Consider the following 20,430-nt stretch of genomic DNA (forward strand, 5'->3'; position numbering starts at 1 on the left):
AGTGACCTGACAGAAAGTCGAAACCTGGCGGTAAGCGAGTGTTCTGAACCTTGTTGCCGTAATCGGTCCGACCTTGAACGGTCAGGGAGGGAAAGATGAAGGAGTTCAATTGGCGTACAGCGCTGGAGTGTTCAACCGTTTCGCTGTGTCTTGGAATGTTGCTGGCATGTGGCGACAGCAATACGCGATCTGCAGTCGTGGCCCCCGGAGAAGCGGCTGCCCCGCTGACCAAGGCGCTGGATATCGGTGCGGATGCGCTGCAGAGCCGACCGCCGATCAATGAGTTGAATGCCTATCTCAACGGCTTCCATTTTTACAATGGCCGCCTGCAAGAGCAGATGGAAGCCCATCATTACTGTTCGATCCTCAACGAAGAGGTCATTCAGTGCACGATTTTCGACGGTAACATGAAAGATGCCAAGCTGATGGGAGTGGAGTACATCATCAGCGAGCACCTGTTCAGCGCGCTTCCCGAGCAGGAAAAGTTGCTCTGGCATAGCCATGTGCACGAGGTCAAATCAGGGCAGTTGTTCGCGCCGGGCATCCCGCAGCCGGCAGAACATGCATTGATGGAAAAGCTGGTGCATACCTACGGCAAGACATGGCATACGTGGCATACCGACATGGACAAGCAACTGCCGTTGGGCGTGCCCCAGTTGATGATGGGGTTTACCGCTGAAGGCCAGGCAGACATGAAAATGGTATCAGAGCGTGATCGGCGATTTGGCAGCAGCAGTGCTGAAAGAAAGGCTGCCAGGGACGATATCGTCGCCCCCGCGGTATTGCCGGGGGCTGATGCCTGGCGCGAAGGGCGAGTTTTCCAGATTCAGGATCCCACCAATAGCCAGCACCACCCATAGGCTTGCCCAGCCTGGAAAACAAGTGCTTTGCCCGACCAGCGCCTCGACGAGTTGCAGTGGCGCTGCTCGGTTTCATGAAAGGGCGGGTTTTCATATAGTACATGTGCACTATGGAGCGTACTTTCTGCTGCTGATAGCCTTGCCCGCTTGCATCGAGTTCCTGAATCACCTCACGAATCCTCCCTGATTGCCATGAATGGACTCACTCTCGGCAAGGTGCCGACCCATGGCGGCAATATGGACATCCTGACGATGTTTCGCCGCTGACGAATAACGAGTTCCATAAATCGAAATGACCATGCTCAAGACTTCCCTTGGCCTCACCGCTGCACTTGTATCGACTCAACTGCTGGCGGGAGGCTTTGCCCGCACCGAACAAAGTGTCAGCGGTATGGGGATCGGTCAGGCCGGGCGTGCATCGGCGGCTGAAGATGCCAGTACGGTCTATGGAAACCCTGCAGGCATGGCCCGTCTTGAAGGCCAGCAAATCACGGCGGGTGCGGTTTTCATCGATGCGTCCACTGACATCAGCCATGTCGGCGGGCGTTCCAGTGGCAGCAACGACGGTGACATGGTGCCGTTCAGCAGCGTTCCGTTCGGCTTCTATACCTGGAAACACGATGAGCATTGGGCATTCGGCTTTGGCGCATATGCACCGTTTGGCTTGTCGACTGATTACGAAAACGGTTTTCAAGGCAGGATGTTTGCCAGCAAGAGCGATATCAAGGTCGTGACCTTGCAGCCCACCGTCAGTTACGCCTTCAATGACAGGCTGTCGATTGGCTTCGGGCCCACCCTGAACCGGATTGCAGGTAGCCTGGAGTCTGACATCACCCTCAGTCCGGCGCTTGCCGACACCGCCGTGAAGGTCAAAGGGGAAGATACGGCCCTGGGCTTCAATGCCGGTGTGCTGTTCAATGCGACCGATACTACTCGGGTCGGGGTGACTTACCACTCCAGAGTGGACTACAAGCTCGATTGCCACACTCAGGTAGCCACTGGCGCTGGAACCCCATCGCTGTTGCTGGCCAGCAACCGTTACGACTGCACCCTGAAAGTGACCACCCCCGAGTCTTACGATTTTTCGGTCACTCAGGAACTGAGCGATGCCTGGAAGCTTTATGCCAGTGCGACATGGACGGGCTGGAGCAGTCTGCAAGACCTGAGTCTGCGTAATCAGCCGATTTCCGCCGCGCAAGGTGGCTCGCTGGCCTCGGCCTTGACCGGTTCGATCCAGGAAGGGCTGAACTGGCACGATACCTGGGCCTATGCCATTGGCACCGATTACCGGTTGAATCCTCAATGGGTGCTGCGCACCGGCTTGATGTTCGATCAGTCGCCAACCAGCAATACCAATCGTTCGCCGCGTACACCGACCGGGGACCGACGCATATTCAGCATGGGCGTGGGATATGACGTGACGCCGCAACTGACGATTGACCTGGCTTACTCCTACCTCAGGGAAGAAAGTGTCGATGTCAGTCGTGCCAATGCGCTGGGCAGTTACAGTGCCACTTATCAAAGCGATGCCAGTCTGTTTGGCGTCGGGGCAACATACCGCTTCTGATCCCGTGCTTTTTACCGGATGTTTATTCAAGCGTTCTGTAAAGTCCTGATGCAGCGCTTCATGCCGAGGCGCGCAACAATCTCATCCTGAAGCTCAACAGCAGCGAACGCAGTTCTGCCGGGCGCAGGGGTTTGGAAAGGACCGGGATCTGTGGATCGTTGAGCGATTGGCGGACGTGCTGGAGTTCGTGGCCGGTGATCACGATGGCAGGTATGCGGCGGCCGTGCAGTTGGCTCAGGTACGCAATGCAATCCGCGCCGGTGGCACTGCGATCAAGGTCGAAGTCGGTGACTACCAGGTCGCAATCGACGCTGGTTCTGGGGATGGCCGATGCGGTCTGCACATCGCATCCCCATTTGCGCAGCAGCATGGCGGTGGCTTGCAATACGTTGATATTGTCCTCGATCAGTAATACCCGCAAACCACCGAGCAGGCGCTTGTTCCAGTCAATATCAAGGGTAGGGGCGACGGGTTTTGCGGCTACGGTTTGCAAGCCGCTGATGACCACCGCCGTGCCGCGTTCCGGGCGCGAACCGATACTGATCTTCAGTTCCAGCAGCCGGGCGATGCGGTTGACGATACTCAGCCCCAGCCCGACGCCTTCGATGTCCTGATCGCGCTCCTCGCGCACTCGGTAAAACTCGTTGCACAGATGAGGCAGGTGTTCCGCCGGGATACCGCGGCCCAGGTCATAGACACCGATGCTCAGTTTGCCCTTGTGGTGTCGACAGCCGATCAGCACCGGTTTGCCGGGAGCATATTTGAAGGCGTTGGAGATCAGGTTCTGCAACAGGGTGCGTAACAGCGCCGGGTCGCTGTAGACATGTTGCCGACAGGGGCGCACGCGGATTTCGACGCCGGCCCAGTTGGCTGCCTCGCTGTTCTGGCTGGCCAGATCGTTCAACAGCGCATCGACATCGACGGTTTCCGGGCGCGGCGTCACTTCGCCCTGATTGAGCGTGTGGCTGTCCAGCAATGAGCGGAAAAGCTGCTCGACCGCACTCAGCGCCCGGTCGATATTGTCCACCAGACGACGTTCGTCCGTGCCCAGTTGCGCGTCACGCAGGCAGGCGGTGAACAGGCTGATGGAGTGGATGGGCTGTCGCAGATCATGGCTGGCCTGAGCCAGAAAGCGCGATTTCGCCTCGTTGGCGGCCCGGGTTTCTTCCAGGGCGATATTCAGGCGTGAGAGCAGAAAATACACGAACAGCGGCAGCACCAGCATGGTCAGGACCATCAGGACCGCGACTGCAGGATGTTCCTGCAGGAAGGGCGTGAGCTGGATGATGATCGCCAGCGAAGCCAGGGCAAAACCGGTGGCCAGCAGCAGATAGTTGCGCCCGTAGCGCATACCGTAACCGACCGTCATGCTGAGCATGACCGAGTACACCGGCAACATCGGCTCGCCGCCTACGGTAAGGGTGACGATCCCGGCCATATTGTCGAGAACCAGCGCGAATACCCGGCGTCTTGTCGATGCCCCCGGTCGCTGGGCGATGCGCAGGATCAGGCCTGTGCCGACGATACCGAAGCCCAGGCAATAGGCCAGAATCACCCACATCCGGGTTTCGGACATGTCGTCCAGTGCGTACATGATCAGCGCATAGAGGGCCGATGTGCCGATGACGGCCATGCGCAGCAGGGCCTGGATCATTTCCAGGTCTTTGCATTTGGAGAGTATCGACATCGCGGTTCCTGGCTGGCAGTGAGGCGAAGAGTTACTTGATGGCGAGGCTGGAGAACTGCGCAGCGGCGGCAGAGCGTGTGGATACGCCAAGCACCTTGAGCAGGCTGGACACATGGATGCGCACCGTGAAAGGCGAGATACCCAGTTCCTTGGCAATTTCCTTGTTGGTCTTTCCGGCGGCGACCAGACCCAGCACCTGCTTCTGCCGGAAAGTGAGCGCACTGAGAGCACTGATCGTCGAATCGCTCAAAATCGAGCCTTCGGATTTGTACTTGACCACAACTTCGCCCTGACGAATGGCGATGATGGACTCGGTTATTTCCAGTGGATCGATATTCTTGCCGATAAAGCCGTCGGCACCCTGTGACATGACCTGGGAAATGGTTTCCAGATCATCGATCATTGAAACAACTATGATCGATGTGCGCCGGAATTCGTCCCTTAGTTCGGCAATATTCTGCATCGAATCCAGGCCGGGGAAACGCAGGTCGAGAATCAGCGTATCGACTTCATCGCCCGAGCGTGCAAGGGTCAGGACTTCATTGAGATTACCGGCTTGCTCGATGATCGCTTCAGGCAGCAGCCGCTCGATGGTGCGTAGCATGCCTTCACGAAATAAGGGGTGGTCGTCGGCCACGATGATTCTGCACGACATGCCTCTGCTTCCGAATTTTAAGTGCGCTCATCATACTCGATCGAGACAACTTGTATCATAAATGATACGTCTTTAAGTTGATTCTCTATCTTTTGGCAGCATTAACGGGCAATTTCTGTTTAAGTGATATTAGGACGCCAGTATTTGTTTTAAGTTCAGGAAAGGTTGCTCAACTTTTCCGGCCTGAAATCAGGAGTAAACATGCAGGAGCGGAAAAACGCCGAACTGGATCAGGCAACGCTGAGACTGATCGTTGCCACGGTTGCCATCATCTATGTAGGCGCGATCGGTTTCCTGCCGAATTTCGACGTCGCTCAGTACGAGCCGATCATTGTCTACTACTCAGGCTTCCTGGTGGTTTCCTTGATCCTGCGCCAGCACATCGTCCGCTATCCGGGTGTGTATCCGGTGCGCCGGGTGCTGGGAATGCTGCATGACTACACCGGGATTTCCGTCGGGCTGATCGTGGGCGGCGAGGCGACCCTGCCGATCTTCAGTGTCATGGTCTGGGTCACCCTCGGTAACGGCATGCGTTTCGGCTCGCGCTATCTGGCGATTGCCGCGTGCCTGGCAATGCTCTCGATCCTGATCACTTACCAATTGACGCCATATTGGCAGTCGCAGCCGTTCATGGTCCTGATGCTGATCTCGGTGACCATTCTGGTGCCGGGTTATGCCCATATTTTGCTGGTCAGAGCCCGGGAAGCTTCGGAGCAGGCAACCGTGGCCAATCGTGAGAAAGAGCGTTTTCTGGCCCAGGCCAGCCATGATCTGCGCCAGCCCATTCACTCTATCGGCATGTTTACCGCGTGCCTGCGTTCAAGTTCACTGGGCGACTATGAGCGGCAACTGGTCGATAGCATCGATCGTTCCCTGCATAACGTTTCGCAACTGTTTCGCTCCATTCTGGATATCTACACCCTGGACAGCGGCAAGGTTTCGGCCAGCTCGGACAGGGTGAATCTGGACGAGATGCTGGGTGAAATCGTCCTGCAGAACAGTGCGGCGGCCCGCTGGGCGGGTGTCGAGTTGCGGCTGCGGCCCTGCCGGCGCTGGGTCAGTACCGATGGCACGTTACTGGGCACGATGGTTCAGAACATCCTGTCCAATGCACTCAAATATGCTCCCGGGCAGCCGGTGCTGATCGGTGTGCGCAAACGCAGGAATGGTCTGTCGATCAGCATCCATGATCAGGGCCGTGGCATCGCCGCCGAGCATCTGCCTAAGGTCTGCGATGAGTTCTATCGGATCCGTCACGAGCGTGACAAGGACGTCGAGGGCGTGGGGCTCGGCTTGTCCATCGTCAAACGGCTCAGCAAGATCCTCGGCTTGCAGGTCAGCATCGATTCACGAATGGATCGCGGCACGACGGTAACGATTCACGGGCTCGAAGAGGTGGCTGCCCCTGCGCAGCCTGCGCGCAGAAAGACGCTGGGCGACAGCCTGCTCAACGGCGTGAAAATCTGCCTGGTGGAAGATGACAGCAATGTACTGATGGCCACCGCCGCACTGCTGGAAAAATGGGGCTGCGAGGTCCAGATGGCGAACTCTGCCGACGGGCTGACGACCGATTGCGACATCATCGTCGCTGACTACGATCTGGGCACCACAGCCAACGGTCTGGATTGCATCGACAACATACGGGCCTTGCGCGGCTGGGAGGTTCCGGCCCTGATCGTCACCGGGCGCGAGGTAGAAATGGTCCAAGCAGCCTTGCAGGGCCGTAAGGTATCGGTACTGTCCAAGCCGTTGCGGCCTTCGGAGTTGCGTCTGAGTCTGCTGGAGATGCGTGAGAAGGCTTGAGTCGCCAGTTTGATGACTCCGATTCATTACGCCATACGTTCAGGTCTATAAGCAATCAGCTACTGTTCGTAGCGCAACTCATCGATAAGGGTCTGCATGGCCCGTGATTTTTCCCGCTTGCTGGAGTAGTACAGGTGCAGGCCCGGAAAGCTCGGCCACCAGCTTTCCAGTACCGGGAGCAGGGTGCCGTTATCGAAATGAGGCTGGGCCATGTCTTCTGGAACATAGGCCAGCCCAAAGCCCGATACGGCGGCATTGAGGATCTGCTTGATGCCGTTGAAAATCAGCTTGCCTTTGACCCTCACGTTGATTTCGTGATCGCCCTTCTTCAACTCCCAGGCATACAGTCCGCCGCGAGTCGGCAGGCGCATGTTGATGCACTCATGATCGGTAAGGTCCTGAGGCCGGGCGGGCATGCTGCGCGACTCCAGATAGGAGGGGGCACCGACAACCACCAGACGCATGTCAGGCGCGATACGCACGGCCTCGGTTTCCTTGGTCAGACCGTCTCCGAGGCGAACACCGAAGTCGAAGTTTTCGGCCACGATATCGGTCAGGCCATAGTCGATGACCAGTTCCACGCTGATTTGCGGATACTTGGGCAGAATTTGCGCCAGCTTGGGCCAGAGCAGGGTATCGATGGCATGGTCGGTGGCCGTGATGCGGATATTGCCGGCGGGTGTGTTGCCGAATTCGGCCACGGCGATCAGTTCGGACTCGATGGCCTTGAGGCGCGGTTCGACTGTCTGCAGCAGGCGCTCACCGGCTTCGGTCACGGAAACACTGCGCGTGGTGCGAGTGAGAAGGCGCACGCCCAACCGTGCCTCCAGCCCCTGAATGGTATGGCTGAGCATGGATTGAGAAATCCCCAGCTGAGAGGCTGCACGCGTGAAGCTGCGTTCGCGCGCAACTGCAATCAGGGCGAGCAGATCGCTGTAGTTTTCCTTGGGCATTAATCAATTCTCTGCATGGAAGGCGCGCAACTGTATCAAGACGGACACAGCGCCGCAGCACTCATGAATGCAGTATTTCTGCTTCAATCCATGAGGACGGCATTGATCAATCCGGCTCATTACCCTATTCGGTTTCGGGGTCTTTTCTCATGCTCGTCGCAGCCCTTTAATGATCGATGATCCGCAAAGGGCAGGGCACCGATTTCAGTCCTGTCCGTTTTCCGTATTCCCCGCTATGAGCGCACACATGGACCAGGCTTTTCGCCGCATCTTGAATAGACAGGACGTTGATCATGGCGAGTATTGATGTTCTGGTTTTGCGTACGGCCTGTGACTGGCTTGCCGCTGGCCACAGGGTGCTGCTGGCCACCGTGGTGCGGACCTGGGGTTCATCGCCTCGGCCTGTCGGTTCGATGATGGTCCTTCGCGATGATGGACGGGCCGTTGGCAGTGTGTCCGGTGGTTGCATCGAAGACGATCTGATCCACCGCTACACCACGGCTTACAGTTCGGGCAGCATCCCGCAGACGCCGCCCGAGGTGGTGCGTTACGGCGTCAGTGCCGACGAGGCGCATCGTTTCGGGCTGCCCTGTGGTGGCACGCTGGAGCTGGTTCTGGAATTCAGCCCTCCGCTGCAAATGCTTGAGCAACTGGTTTCCCGACTTGAGCAGGGTTCTCTGGTGCGACGCATCCTGAACCTGGTCGACGGCAGCGTGAGTCTGGAGACAACGCCTGTCCCTGAAGAACTCAGGTTCGACGGCGATTGCCTGGTCAATACCCTGGGTCCCGGCTATCGCATGCTGCTGATCGGTGCGGGTGCCCTGGCCGAGTATGTCTCGACCATGGCCTTGTTCAACGGGTTCAAGGTGACGGTGTGCGACCCGCGAATCGAATACATGGATACCTGGGCTGTGCCGGGCGTGGAGAAAAGCAGCGGTATGCCTGACGATGTGGTGGCTGCTTTTCGACCCGATCTTCGGACCTGCATTATCGCCCTGAGCCACGACCCCAAACTGGATGATTTGGCGCTGCTGGAGGCCCTGAAAAGTCAGGCCTTCTACATTGGTGCAATCGGCTCTCGGCGTAACAACCAGAGTCGCAGAGAACGATTGATGACCCACTTCGGCGAAACAGAAGCGTCATTGCAGCGTCTGCGCGGCCCAATCGGCGTCTATATCGGCAGCAAAACCCCGGCAGAAATCGCTGTCAGCGTCATGGCCGAAATACTCGCCGCCAAGAATAATGTGCCATTGCCCAGAGAGGCCTCGGTGGCCATAGCCAAGCAGTATGAGGAAAGTTGCAAGCTTTAAGTTGCAAGCTTTTGACTTGCAGCTTAAAGCTTGTCGCTGCCTTCGTGCCTCAACGCTGCAATCAGCAACGACATCGCTCCCGAAGGCTGTCTGCGACTGGGGTAGTACAGGTGAAACCCCGACCAGAAGGGGCACCACTCTTCCAGGCACTGGATGAGGTGTCCGGAGCGGATATAGGGGCTGGCCATATCTTCCGGGATATAGGCCAGGCCAAGGCCGGCAATCGCTGCGTCCAGTACTTCATAGACGCTGTTGTAGACAAGCTGGCCGTCGACGCGCACGTTCAGTTGACTGCCCTCTCGCTCGAATTCCCAGGGCCATAGACCTCCATGGGTCGCGAGCCTGATGTTGATGCAGTTCTGCTCGACCAGATCGCCGGGAGTCTGGGGGATAGGGTGCCGGGCGAAATAAGCCTTGGTGGCGACTACCGCAAAGCGGACATCGGGGCTGATGCGCACTGCAATCATGTCCTGATCAAGATGCTCACCGAGTCGAACACCGGCGTCGTAGCGCTGCGCCGCGATGTCCACTATCTGGTTTTCCGAGACAAGTTCGACCTTGATGGCGGGGTATCTGGGCAAGAACTTCTTCAGTTTTGCTGACAACACGCTACGGATGGCATGGTCGGAGGCTGTGATGCGGATCGTTCCGGTCGGGGTATCTCTTTGTGCCTGCAGCGACGCCAGTTCTGCATCGATTTCCTCGAACTGCGGAGCAACACTTTTCAGCAGCCTTTCACCTGCCTCGGTGGGGGTGACGGTGCGGGTATTGCGCGCGAGCAGGCGTACACCAAGAGAGGTTTCCAGGCCGCGCACTGCATGGCTGACCGCAGACTGCGAGAGCCCCAGTTGTGCGGCACCCCGGGTGAAGCTGCGCTCGCGGGCCACGGCAATGAATGCCAGCAGGCCGCTGAAGTAGTCGCGCAGTGCAAAATCCCTGATCATCTGTTGTTCTCTTGAGTGGGCCGGGCTCCTGCCGGGGCGGCAGCATACCCCGATTGTTCATAAGCCTGAAAAGCCTGCATGGCTGCATAAGGTCATGAATCAGATTGATCAATGGAAAAGCCCGATCACGAGTAAGATGCACTCTGCAATTGTCACGAGAACCCAATGCTGATCATCTCCAACAATGTTCATCTGCCGGACGCCGAGATCGAGTGGACAGCCATTCGTGCGCAAGGCTCAGGCGGACAGAACGTCAACAAGGTTTCCAGCGCGGTGCATTTGCGTTTCGACATCAACGCGTCATCGTTGCCGCCGTTCTACAAGGAACGCCTGCTGGCCCTGCGCGACAGCCGCGTTACCGGTGACGGGGTGATCGTGATCAAGGCGCAGCAGTACCGAACCCGGGAACAGAATCGGGCTGATGCGTTGCTGCGTCTGAGCGAGTTGATCGTCAGCGCCACCAAGGTCGAAAAGAAACGCCGCCCGACCAGGCCGACTCTGGGTTCAAAGACCCGTCGCCTGGACTCCAAGAGCAAGCGAGGTTCTATCAAGGCCGGGCGGGGCAAGGTGGATTTCTAGGAGGCGCTGAGGTTTTTCTGCTCGCGCAGCACCTGCGCCTGCTTGTACAGATAGATGCTCAAGGCCAGACCGCTCAGCGACGCCAGCGCGGCGAAGAGGAAGATCGAGACAAATCCGAATCCGGATGCAATGGCGCCTGCCAGCGGGCCGGTGATGCCCAGTGACAGATCGATGAACAGCGAATAGCCGCCCACCGCTGCGCCTCGACTGGCTGCCGGGACCAGGTTTACGGCCTCGACCCCGAGAGCTGGAAAAACCAGTGAGAAACCAAGACCGGTCAGGGCCGCTCCAGCCAGGGCGAGGCCGGGTGTGGGGGCCATCCAGATCAGCAGCAGGCCCAGGCTTTCCACCGACAGGCAGACAATGGCCACGCGAAAGCCGCCCAGGCGATTGATCTGATTGCCGAACAGCAATCGCGCCAGGATGAAGCAGGCACCGAACAGGCTCAGGCACAAGGCTGCATCGGACCAGTTTCTGGTGGCGTAATACAGGGTGATGAACGTCGCGATGGTACCAAAGCCGATGCCACCCAGAGCGAGCCCCATCCCATGGGGGAAAACCAGTTTCAATACATGCCTGAAGGGCAGGCGTTCACCCTGCACGATGGGGGCGCCCTGTTTTTTCAAGCTCATCAGCAGCCCGAGCGAAGACACGGCAATGACGCTGGCACCCATTGTCCACAGCCCCAGTGACTTCACCAGCCACACGCCCAGAGGAGCGCCGATCGCCATGGCGCCATAGCTGGCGATGCCGTTCCAGGAAATGACCTTGGCGGTGTTGGGGGCGCCAACCCGACCGATACCCCAGCCAATCGACCCGGTACCTACAAGGCTTTCGGCACCGCCGAGCAGGATGCGACCGAGAAACAGGCTGACCAGGCTTGCCACCGGCCAGTCGCTTGTTGCTGTGGCGATCAGCATGAAGACGCCGCTCAGCACGCAGCCTGCCAGACCGTATTGCACGGCTTTCTTGCAGCCCAGATTGTCGATGATGCGCCCGGCCCAGGGCCTGCTGAGCAGTGTTGCCAGATACTGCACGCTGATGACCAGTCCGGCAGTTATCGCCCCCAAACCAAGATCGGTATGGACATAGCCCGGCAGAACCGCGAGAGGGATGCCGATGTTCAGGTAGCCGATAAACGTGAAAATCACGATTGAAACGACCTGCAACGTCACCTTCAGAGGCGGTGTGTCTTGTATCTGGGACATGGGAGGAGCGGACCCTTCTGGCGGCGGGTGGGTGAAAGGCTCAGGCAAACCCTTAGCAAGCTTTCGAAACGGCCATGATAACGATCCAGCAGGGGATACAGGGGATAAATGCGCAATTTAAAGCGCAGACATAGAAGCCTAGCCTTTGCTGGAGGCTACGAGCTGGGTGGTGATCAGGGCGGCCAGGGCGTTTTCCTGAGTGCCGAAACGTGCGAGCAGGGCGCTCTGTTTCTCCGGGCTGAGACGTTCCCAGATATCGATCATCTTTTCGGCAGCGCCAATGAGGGCTTTGGCCTGGTGTTCGGTGAAGTCGGTCATGAGTCCGTTTTTTCGTTGGTTTTTCAGGCGTATCGAAACCTGGTCAGACCGGTTTCCATACGCCTGAAAACAATTGCCTTCAGTCTTTGCGTCGGGCTTTTTGGCTGGTTTGAGCCAGCGATGCTGCTTTCATTGCGGCAGTTTGACCAAGCTCCTGTTGAGCCAGGGGAGACTGCTTTGGTTCCTGTTGACTTGGGAAGGGGAAGTTTGGAATTTCATGCATCGTCGTCACCTCACAAGGGTTTTCAGATTGAACCGTGCTTTAAAAAGCTTCTGCAGGATACAACACTGAAAATGACAATCCGGATATTTTTTTCAATCCGTGGGTACATTCGTGAAACAAAAAACGGTTTTCAGTGTCCCGCGCAAGGCGCTCCGATGCTGGCAAAACCTTACTTGCGACCCTCTGCGTCCTGCGCCACCTGGTCGGTGCGCGCAGCCATGATGAAGTCATTGCGATGCAGGCCCTTGATCGAATGGCTCCACCAGGTCACGGTCACCTTGCCCCATTCGGTCAGCAGCCCCGGATGATGACCTTCGGCTTCGGCAATGGCACCTACCGCATTGGTGAAGGCCAGGGCGAATCTGAAATTCTTGAAGAGATAGACCTTTTCCAACTGCATCACGCCGTCGCGTACTTCGATGTTCCAGTCGGGGATCTGTTTGATCAGATCGGCCAGTTCGGCCTCGCTGACCTGCGGGGCATCAGCGCGGCAGGCTTCGCAGTGGGCTTGGTTCAGAGATGACATGCCAGGACTCCTGTTCAGGCCGCATGGTTTCTGGTGGGCGGCCGTGGCTCGAATTTAGGGGAATGCAGACCCAACTGCATGGCCTGGTGGACCAGTCCCATGATGTCTTCATGGGCAAGGTCGAACAGGCGCTTGAGGTCGGGCAATACGAAATACACCGGTTGCAGGATATCGATGCGATAAGGCGTACGCATCGCTTCCAGTGGATCGAAAACCTGATGTTCCGGTGCCGGGGACAGGCTGTAAACCGCCTCCCTGGGCGAAGAGAGAATGCCGCCGCCATAGATCCGGCGACCCTGGGCGGTATCCACCAGACCGAACTCGATGGTCATCCAGTACAGCCGCGCCAGATACACGCGCTGTTCCTTGCTCGCACTCAGGCCCAGTTTGCCATAGGTGTGAGTGAATTCGGCAAACCAGGGATTGGTCAGTAGCGGGCAGTGGCCGAATATCTCGTGGAAGATGTCGGGCTCTTGCAGATAGTCGAGTTCTTCCGGGGTGCGGATGAAGGTCGCCACCGGAAAGCGTTTGCTGGCCAGCAGCTCGAAGAAGGTCTGGAAGGGAATCAAGGCCGGAACCCGCTCGACCTGCCAGCCGGTTGTTGCGCCCAGCACCTTGTTGATCTCGCCCAGTTGCGGAATCCGGTCGTGGGGCAGGTTCAGCTGTGCGATACCGTCCAGATATTCCTGGCAGGCACGGTTCTCGATCACCTTCATCTGACGGGTGACCAGGGTATTCCAGACTGCGTGTTCGGCAGATGGATAATCGATGAAGCCGCTGGCGTCGGGGTCACGGGCCACATACTGCGTCTGGCTCATGCATACCTCTTCAATTGTTGTAATTGTTTCTGAAGATTAGCCTGATAACCGAAACCTCGACGCGCTGAGATGCGACTATTACTTTTCAAAAAGGGTTGTCGCCTCTTTCGGGTTACGGGTAATCGAGCATGTAAGTGACCGAAAATTCTGCCATGGGATAGTCCAGTCTCAGGCGCGGCAGTACAAAGCCGCCACAGGAACCGCAGGTGTCCATGAGCGTAAAGAAGTGAATGCGCATGGCGTTGTCATGCTTCAGTTCATCGTTCATGACAGTAGCGATCAGGCGTTCGGAGTCCAGTTGACGATCATGCTGCCTGACAACGAGGGTGTTTTCCCGGCGTAGTGTGGGCAGGCTGGTGTATTTCGGATCCGGCGCGCGCGTCTGCATCACGGCTCGGGCATCGATGTAAGTGACGTCTCCAATGGTTTTTCGAGGCTCATCGATCTTCAGGTGTATTTTTTTCGCGCGTTTCCCGCCTGCCAGGGCATAGATGACCATGCGTTGGCCCGAAGGGGTTTCGATGGCGGCATAGGCCAGATTCGACAGGTTGATGTGTCGCGAAATTTCGTTTGCCGAGGCGAACTGTGCAATCGTATCCAGGCTGAGGGCTGATGAACTCAGAGTCCTGTTGCGCGCCGGCAAGAGATTGTTGAGCACTTCGCAGATGGAGGCCTGGCGTGCTTCGGGCTGCAGGGTGATTTTCTTGAAGTCGGGGATCAGGTTTCTGGCCATCTCCACGTATTGCTCCTGTTCGGCTGCGCCGCTGAGTATCAGGACGGCCTCTTCCTCCAGCTCGGTGCATAAGCGGCGACGCTGATAGCGCTGAAGGTACTGCGCATAGGAAATATCACCGTAACGACGGCCTGTGTGTTGCTGCATGTCGAACAGCAGTTTGGCGACATTGTCGATATCCTGTTTGGCATGAAAACGATTGGCCAGGAAGTGCAAGTGTTCCGACGGTATCAGATAGGTCTTGATAACGGCGGGATCGGTGACTCTGGTGAATAGAATGGTATCGCCCTGTCCCAGGGGAGCCCGGTAAAAGACCCCATGGTCGGGTTCGATCATGATGTCGTCCCCGACTTTGACACCCCGCAGCACTCTGCTGTCTTCAATGCCTTCGGCTATCTGTTTGAATTCAATGGTCGGGAACAGCTTGTCTATCCAGCTTATGAAGTCGTTCGAGGCATTTTCGGGCAGGGGATGCCTTGCCAGCAGGGTGCCTGTGATCTGCTCCAGATAAACGGGTTTGTCCGGCAGGTTGAGTGCGGCTTTTTCTTCGGGGCTCAATACACAGAGTTTCTTGCCAATCACTTGCTCGGGCTTTCGTCCCTTGGCCGGTGCGATATTGTCGATCCACTTCTGAAAGTGCCCCTCCATGACCATGACAGGAAGCGGTTGAGGCGCGCGGCCGGGAAGTTCGACGAGTATTTCGACGGGGCGGTATTCGCGCAGAGTGAAAGCCACAGCGGCCTGTTGCTGTCTGCTTGAGCCGGCGTTCAGATTGACTTCCGGCGGTTTGGTCTTGAGGGTCAGAGGGGCTGTGCAGACTTGAAAAAGGTCGCGTTTAGGTCGGCAGTTGCGAGGCGATTCAGTCAGTTGTTGGGTGCGGTAATCGGAGGTATCCAGGTCGAGTCGACGGATGAAAGGTGTGTCTTGTGAGGTGTCCAGACGATAGATGACATTGTCGATGCGGATGTCGACAAGTCCCTGCTCTCTATACAGGATGTGAACTTCACAGTCGGCAGCGACCCGGATGCCGTAAGCGTCATCGGCGGTACGCTGGACCGGCGCGCAACCGGGGTATTGCCCTGACACGATGGTTTCACGCATGGACAGGTAAACCGGCTCGCCTGCCGGATCATGAGGCGATGGAAAGCGGACCAGCCTGGGGCCATAGGTTTTGCCTGTGTGCAGGTCGACCTGTCGGTAATCGGCATTCTGAGGCGTGCCTGTGTTGCGGATTGCAACATGGCTGACCCCGTCGACCTGTGTAAGCTTGTCCATGGGCGTGGTCGGTTGCCAGATGGCAGGCTGTGGCGGCGAACGCAGTATTGCGCAGCGATAGGCCGGGATCGAAGCCCTCGCATTGGCGAATCGCCTGGCTATTTCTTTCAGTTCCCTGGCTGAATGATCGATACCTTGCATGAGCAGCCGGTAGGTCATGATCGGCATCACGGGGTGGTTCTTGCCCACGGTATTGATGGTCTTGAGCGTGCTCTTCACTGTTCGGCTGGCAGCGGCCAGCGGACGACCCAATTCCGGAATGACATCCAGCAGGCAACTGGCGGCGTCGGCGCCATCGCGGACGTCAAAGCATCCCACGAAAGGGACGATATTCTTGATGTTCTGCCAAATCGCTTCGAAGGGCGCCTCCGCGCGTTTCTTGCGGCGACTTTCGGCGACTGTCAGGCTCATGCAGTTTTCACGAAGCCTGTCATGATGAAACAGAAAAATGTCGTGGGTCATGCAATGAACGATGCGTTCTTCGACGGTATTGCCTTGTACGGTTTCCAGATGAGCGATAGTGGGGAAGTCGGCCTGATAAGGGATGCCATGGTTGTAAGACGAATACTCCAGGCGGGCGACCGAAAACATGACTGAGTTGACCAGGTTCGGGCTGGCCAGGTTCGCGGCGTCCTTCGGGCTCAGGCGGTAACGCAGGAAACTGTTTACCAGGGGAAACACTTCATAGATAAAGTGTTCGTCCTGATAGTGGGCATGAATGACGCAACCCAGATTGCCCCGACGCAGTCGCCAATCACTTTCCCGGTACAGATGTGGCTCGTCGGAGCCGATATATTCTTTCCAGTTGGCGGCATAAAGCGCCATTTTCCCTTCTAACAGCCGCTTTTTGTCCAGGGCGGGCAGGTCATGCAGAAACATCCTGGTAGCACGCTTCAGGATCGCTTCGGCTTCCTTCAGGTAATGGTCAAAGTCGGCATGAAACTGGCGGGTGGCATCCGGTAGCGACTTGTCGGCCAGTCTGGCATGGCGGTAGTGAGTGCCATTGTCGAGATAGGACTCAAGCTCCGAGTAAGCGATCCGGATCAACTGGCCCTGGACCTGCGCACCGGGATCGATACCCGCAGCCATGAGGTTGCGTTGGGCACCATAGACCCGATTGGGGACCAGTTGCAGCAGATTTCTGTCGCATAACAGAGTGAACGCACGCGTGGCCGTGTAGATGTCATTGATTGTGTAGTGTCTTTTCGCGGGGACAATCTCTGCATCGTCGGCCCATGCGAGGATGGCATCATTGAGCAGGCTGACGATTCCGTTTTTTTCCTCCTGGGTCTGTGCGGCCCTGGTCCGCTGCATCGGCAGGGCTTCCAGCTCTCCGAAGCTCAGTGCCCTGGCGGGATCGCACAAGGCCAGCCCGTGACGCAGGTTGACCCAGCGAGGGGTGGCCTGATAGCTGAAGTCTGCGGGAACGTCTGTCAGCAGAAGCTCTGGCGCGAAACGTCGCAGCAGCAGTTCATTGGCGAGCTGAGCGTCTGCCAGGGCGCATTTCAAGGTATCACGTGTGTCGTTATCCAGATCGATACGGATTTCGGCGAATGAAAGGTCTTCATTGCCTTTGTAGAACAGGTAGTAATTGAGAATGAAATTCACACGTCGCTCTTGAGGCGGGTAGAACACATCCATCAAGGCTTCCAGAAGCAGGCGCTGGCAGGGGGAGGTCACGGTCTCCGGCGTGTCGGTGGATGGAGTCCATTCCAATGCTTCTGCCATGCGTGCAGCAAGCGTCTTGAACGCACGGCTGCTCGTCAAGGCGCTCAAGGCGGCTCCGGGAGGACGGTCCAGTATCACGCCGCGCACCAGATCTTTTGTGTGTCGTAGCGATGCCGGCGCATTTCGGACAAGGATTTCATTGGGCGTCAATGTCCTGAAATACCCTGAATCCAGGTGCATCACATCCAGATGCAGATGCCTGACCAGTTTCTCGAACAATGTGCTGCCCGGTTGTTCTGCCAGCAGTTTTGCCAAGGGTTTCCCGAGGTCTTGATCGTTTGACAGCATCATCAAGGGCGGTAGTGGAAAGAGCTGTTCCGGACGCCCGGGCATAGGCGCCTTTTTCAGCTCGCTATAGAGAAGGAATCCGGCGATCCAGAAAGACTGTTCCCGAAAGGCACAGGCACCGCTGCTCCACAATTCTCCTGCGAACGAAAAAATGGCGTGGCCGGGTTCGAGTGTCGAGATGTCGGGTAATTGGCCGGGATGCCTGCTCTCGAAGTCATCCAGCACAATCCTGCACATTCGCTTGAAGAACGCGAGGCGTCCGCTGAGAGATACAGGGTGTTTTTCATCGCCGTCGTACAACATGCCGGAAACACGCTTTTCCACCTCGGGCGCTGCAACGCGCTGTTCGATGTGCTCAAGGTAATCCGGGTCGAAGTCGATTTTTCTGATCCTGTCACTGGCCTGAATGCCCAGAAACGTCCTGAAAAGGTCGACCAGCGATTCTGTCGGCGAATAGACCGTGCCGGTGAATTCGTTGGGGGTGAGAAGGTGCTGAAGCGTGAGGTTATTGATGAGAGAAATCTGGCCGGGGTTGTCGACCTTTATGCCTGGATCATCGTTCATGTACTTCATCCATGAATATCAAGTGAACATGAGGGAATGCTCGGAAAAAGAGCAAACTTTCAAGGTGACATATTCAGGAAGAAGGCTTCAGTCAGGTAATGCACTTGTAGTGCATGTCAGATAGAGCGGCATGATTGAATATCGGCTTTCGGGGCGCGCAGTTCCTGCCGAGTGCCTGGGCCTGTCAGGCGGTATGCATGAAGGTTTTCGATAATGGTCTTTCGCAATGGTAACAATCGTGACGGTGTGCTTTTCTTTCGATGGGCGGCCCCTTGTCTGCGGGCGGCCCGGTAAGACCATCGTCGAATGGCCCAACAGGATGTGGCGGGATACAACAGAGTCATAAAACAACAACTATTCCACCGAGGTATCCAAGATGAGTGCAGCTTCTCTGTACCCCGTGCGTCCCGAAGTCGCAGCGAACACGCTGACCGACGAGGCGACCTACAAGGCCATGTACCAACAGTCCGTGGTCAACCCGGATGGTTTCTGGCGCGAGCAGGCCGGGCGCCTCGATTGGATCAAACCCTTCACCCACGTCAAGCAGACCTCCTTCGACGATCACCGTGTCGACATCAAATGGTTTGCCGACGGCACACTGAACGTTGCCTACAACTGCCTGGATCGCCATCTGGAAGAGCGTGGCGACAGCATCGCAATCATCTGGGAAGGTGACGATCCTTCCGAACACCGCAACATCACCTATCGCGAACTGCATGCGGAAGTCTGCAAGTTCGCCAACGCCTTGCGCGGCCAGGATGTGCATCGCGGTGATGTGGTCACCATTTATATGCCGATGATCCCCGAGGCTGTGGTCGCCATGCTGGCCTGTGCCCGGATCGGTGCGATTCACTCGGTGGTGTTCGGCGGCTTCTCGCCCGAGGCGTTGGCCGGCCGGATCATCGACTGTCATTCCAAGGTCGTCATCACTGCCGACGAAGGTCTGCGTGGCGGCAAGAAAACCCCGCTCAAGGCCAACGTCGACCGGGCGCTGACCAACCCTGAAACCAGCAGTGTGCAGAAGGTCATTGTCTGCAAGCGCACCGGTGGCGAGATCGAGTGGAACCGTCACCGCGACATCTGGTACCACGCGTTGCTGGAAGTGGCCTCGAGCACCTGCGCGCCGAAAGAGATGGGTGCCGAAGAGTCGCTGTTCATCCTTTATACCTCGGGCTCGACCGGCAAGCCCAAGGGCGTGCTGCACACCACGGCCGGTTATCTGCTGTATGCCGCGCTGACTCATGAACGCGTGTTCGATTACAAGCCGGGCGAAATCTACTGGTGCACGGCCGACGTGGGCTGGGTCACTGGCCACAGCTATATCGTCTACGGCCCGCTGGCCAATGGCGCGACTACGCTGTTGTTCGAGGGCGTGCCGAACTATCCGGATATCACTCGCGTGTCGAAGATTGTCGACAAGCACAAGGTCAATATCCTCTACACCGCTCCGACCGCCATTCGCGCCATGATGGCCGAAGGGACCAAGTCGGTGGAGGGTGCCGACGGTTCCAGCCTGCGTCTGCTGGGTTCGGTGGGCGAGCCGATCAACCCTGAAGCCTGGGGCTGGTACTACGACACCGTTGGCAAGCAGAACTGCCCGATCGTCGATACCTGGTGGCAGACCGAAACCGGCGGCATCCTGATCAGTCCGTTGCCGGGTGCGACGGCTCTGAAACCCGGTTCCGCGACACGTCCGTTCTTTGGCGTGATTCCGGCCCTGGTGGATAACCTGGGTAACCTGATCGAAGGTGCCGCAGAAGGGAATCTGGTGATTCTGGACTCCTGGCCAGGTCAGTCGCGTTCGCTGTATGGCGATCATGACCGTTTCGTCGATACCTACTTCAAGACCTTCCGTGGCATGTACTTCACAGGTGACGGTGCCCGTCGCGACGAAGACGGCTACTACTGGATCACCGGGCGTGTGGACGATGTGCTCAACGTTTCCGGCCACCGTATGGGGACCGCCGAAATCGAGAGTGCGATGGTTGCGCACCCGAAAGTCGCCGAAGCCGCTGTGGTGGGTGTGCCCCATGATCTGAAAGGGCAGGGCATCTACGTCTACGTCACCCTCAATGCGGGTGAAGTGCCGGACGAAGCGCTGCGTATCGAACTGCGCAACTGGGTGCGCAAGGAGATCGGTCCGATTGCCTCGCCCGATTTCATCCAGTGGGCACCGGGGCTTCCGAAAACCCGTTCGGGCAAGATCATGCGCCGCATCCTGCGCAAGATCGCCACCGGTGAGTACGATGCGCTGGGCGATATCTCGACCCTGGCCGACCCGGGTGTGGTTCAGCATCTGGTCGATACCCACAAGACCATGAGCGCGGCATGACCCTTTGAGTCATGAAAACGCCCCGTCCGGTACGGGGCGTTTTCATATCTGCTTTCTGA

15 protein-coding genes are annotated in these 20,430 nt (G+C 57.5%); 6 read left to right on the plus strand and 9 right to left on the minus strand.

Annotation, left to right across the window (positions count from 1 at the left end; genetic code table 11):
- Positions 1-95: 95 nt before the first annotated feature.
- The gene (locus JSY17_RS09660) at positions 96-860 is read left to right on the plus strand and encodes an OBAP family protein (protein ID WP_201015102.1); all 765 of its coding nucleotides are present in this window, start codon (positions 96-98) and stop codon (positions 858-860) included.
- A gap of 298 nt (positions 861-1,158) precedes the next feature.
- On the plus strand, positions 1,159-2,427 hold the full coding sequence (locus JSY17_RS09665; RefSeq protein ID WP_206400885.1) for an OmpP1/FadL family transporter: 1,269 nt from the start codon (positions 1,159-1,161) through the stop codon (positions 2,425-2,427).
- 58 nt (positions 2,428-2,485) lie between these two features.
- On the opposite strand, the gene JSY17_RS09670 is transcribed toward JSY17_RS09665, so the two are convergent.
- The gene (locus tag JSY17_RS09670) at positions 2,486-4,081 is read right to left on the minus strand and encodes an ATP-binding response regulator (protein ID WP_162883248.1); all 1,596 of its coding nucleotides are present in this window, start codon (positions 4,079-4,081) and stop codon (positions 2,486-2,488) included.
- Positions 4,082-4,145: 64 nt separating this feature from the next.
- Positions 4,146-4,769: a response regulator gene (locus JSY17_RS09675; RefSeq protein WP_117183590.1), complete on the minus strand. Its 624-nt coding sequence runs from the start codon at positions 4,767-4,769 to the stop codon at positions 4,146-4,148.
- A 201-nt stretch (positions 4,770-4,970) separates the two neighbouring features.
- On the opposite strand from JSY17_RS09675, the gene JSY17_RS09680 reads away from it, so the two are divergent.
- On the plus strand, positions 4,971-6,572 hold the full coding sequence (locus JSY17_RS09680; protein WP_206400887.1) for an ATP-binding response regulator: 1,602 nt from the start codon (positions 4,971-4,973) through the stop codon (positions 6,570-6,572).
- Between the two features lie 59 nt (positions 6,573-6,631).
- On the opposite strand, the gene JSY17_RS09685 is transcribed toward JSY17_RS09680, so the two are convergent.
- On the minus strand, positions 6,632-7,525 hold the full coding sequence (locus tag JSY17_RS09685) for a LysR family transcriptional regulator (RefSeq protein WP_117183588.1): 894 nt from the start codon (positions 7,523-7,525) through the stop codon (positions 6,632-6,634).
- 293 nt (positions 7,526-7,818) lie between these two features.
- Here JSY17_RS09685 and JSY17_RS09690 point away from each other — a divergent pair, with 293 nt between their 5' ends.
- Positions 7,819-8,835 carry an XdhC family protein gene (locus tag JSY17_RS09690; protein WP_206400888.1) on the plus strand — a complete coding sequence of 339 codons (1,017 nt, stop codon included), beginning with the start codon at positions 7,819-7,821 and terminating at the stop codon, positions 8,833-8,835.
- 23 nt (positions 8,836-8,858) lie between these two features.
- Here JSY17_RS09690 and JSY17_RS09695 read toward each other — a convergent pair whose 3' ends face one another.
- Positions 8,859-9,779, minus strand: a complete 921-nt coding sequence (locus JSY17_RS09695; protein ID WP_200978303.1) for a LysR family transcriptional regulator — start codon at positions 9,777-9,779, stop codon at positions 8,859-8,861.
- A 165-nt stretch (positions 9,780-9,944) separates the two neighbouring features.
- Here JSY17_RS09695 and arfB point away from each other — a divergent pair, with 165 nt between their 5' ends.
- On the plus strand, positions 9,945-10,358 hold the full coding sequence (gene arfB, locus JSY17_RS09700; protein ID WP_206400890.1) for an alternative ribosome rescue aminoacyl-tRNA hydrolase ArfB: 414 nt from the start codon (positions 9,945-9,947) through the stop codon (positions 10,356-10,358).
- On the opposite strand, the gene JSY17_RS09705 is transcribed toward arfB, so the two are convergent.
- From JSY17_RS09705 to JSY17_RS09725, 5 genes are all read right to left on the minus strand, one after another.
- Positions 10,355-11,566: an MFS transporter gene (locus JSY17_RS09705; protein ID WP_206400892.1), complete on the minus strand. Its 1,212-nt coding sequence runs from the start codon at positions 11,564-11,566 to the stop codon at positions 10,355-10,357. The two genes, arfB and JSY17_RS09705, sit on opposite strands and share 4 nt — an antisense overlap.
- 138 nt (positions 11,567-11,704) lie before the next feature.
- The gene (locus JSY17_RS09710; RefSeq protein ID WP_117164670.1) at positions 11,705-11,884 is read right to left on the minus strand and encodes a hypothetical protein; all 180 of its coding nucleotides are present in this window, start codon (positions 11,882-11,884) and stop codon (positions 11,705-11,707) included.
- A 392-nt stretch (positions 11,885-12,276) separates the two neighbouring features.
- Entirely contained in the window at positions 12,277-12,633 is a 357-nt protein-coding gene (locus JSY17_RS09715; RefSeq protein WP_117164671.1) for a 4a-hydroxytetrahydrobiopterin dehydratase, read from the minus strand.
- A gap of 14 nt (positions 12,634-12,647) precedes the next feature.
- Positions 12,648-13,451 carry a phenylalanine 4-monooxygenase gene (gene phhA / locus JSY17_RS09720; RefSeq protein ID WP_206400894.1) on the minus strand — a complete coding sequence of 268 codons (804 nt, stop codon included), beginning with the start codon at positions 13,449-13,451 and terminating at the stop codon, positions 12,648-12,650.
- Positions 13,452-13,563: 112 nt separating this feature from the next.
- Positions 13,564-18,039 carry a deaminase domain-containing protein gene (locus JSY17_RS09725; protein WP_206400896.1) on the minus strand — a complete coding sequence of 1,492 codons (4,476 nt, stop codon included), beginning with the start codon at positions 18,037-18,039 and terminating at the stop codon, positions 13,564-13,566.
- Positions 18,040-18,415: 376 nt separating this feature from the next.
- On the opposite strand from JSY17_RS09725, the gene acs reads away from it, so the two are divergent.
- Entirely contained in the window at positions 18,416-20,371 is a 1,956-nt protein-coding gene (acs, locus tag JSY17_RS09730) for an acetate--CoA ligase (protein WP_117164674.1), read from the plus strand.
- Positions 20,372-20,430 lie beyond the last annotated feature (59 nt).

The sequence above is a fragment of the Pseudomonas capsici genome (genome assembly GCF_017165765.1).
In the GTDB taxonomy this organism is placed as follows: Bacteria; Pseudomonadota; Gammaproteobacteria; order Pseudomonadales; family Pseudomonadaceae; genus Aquipseudomonas; species Aquipseudomonas capsici.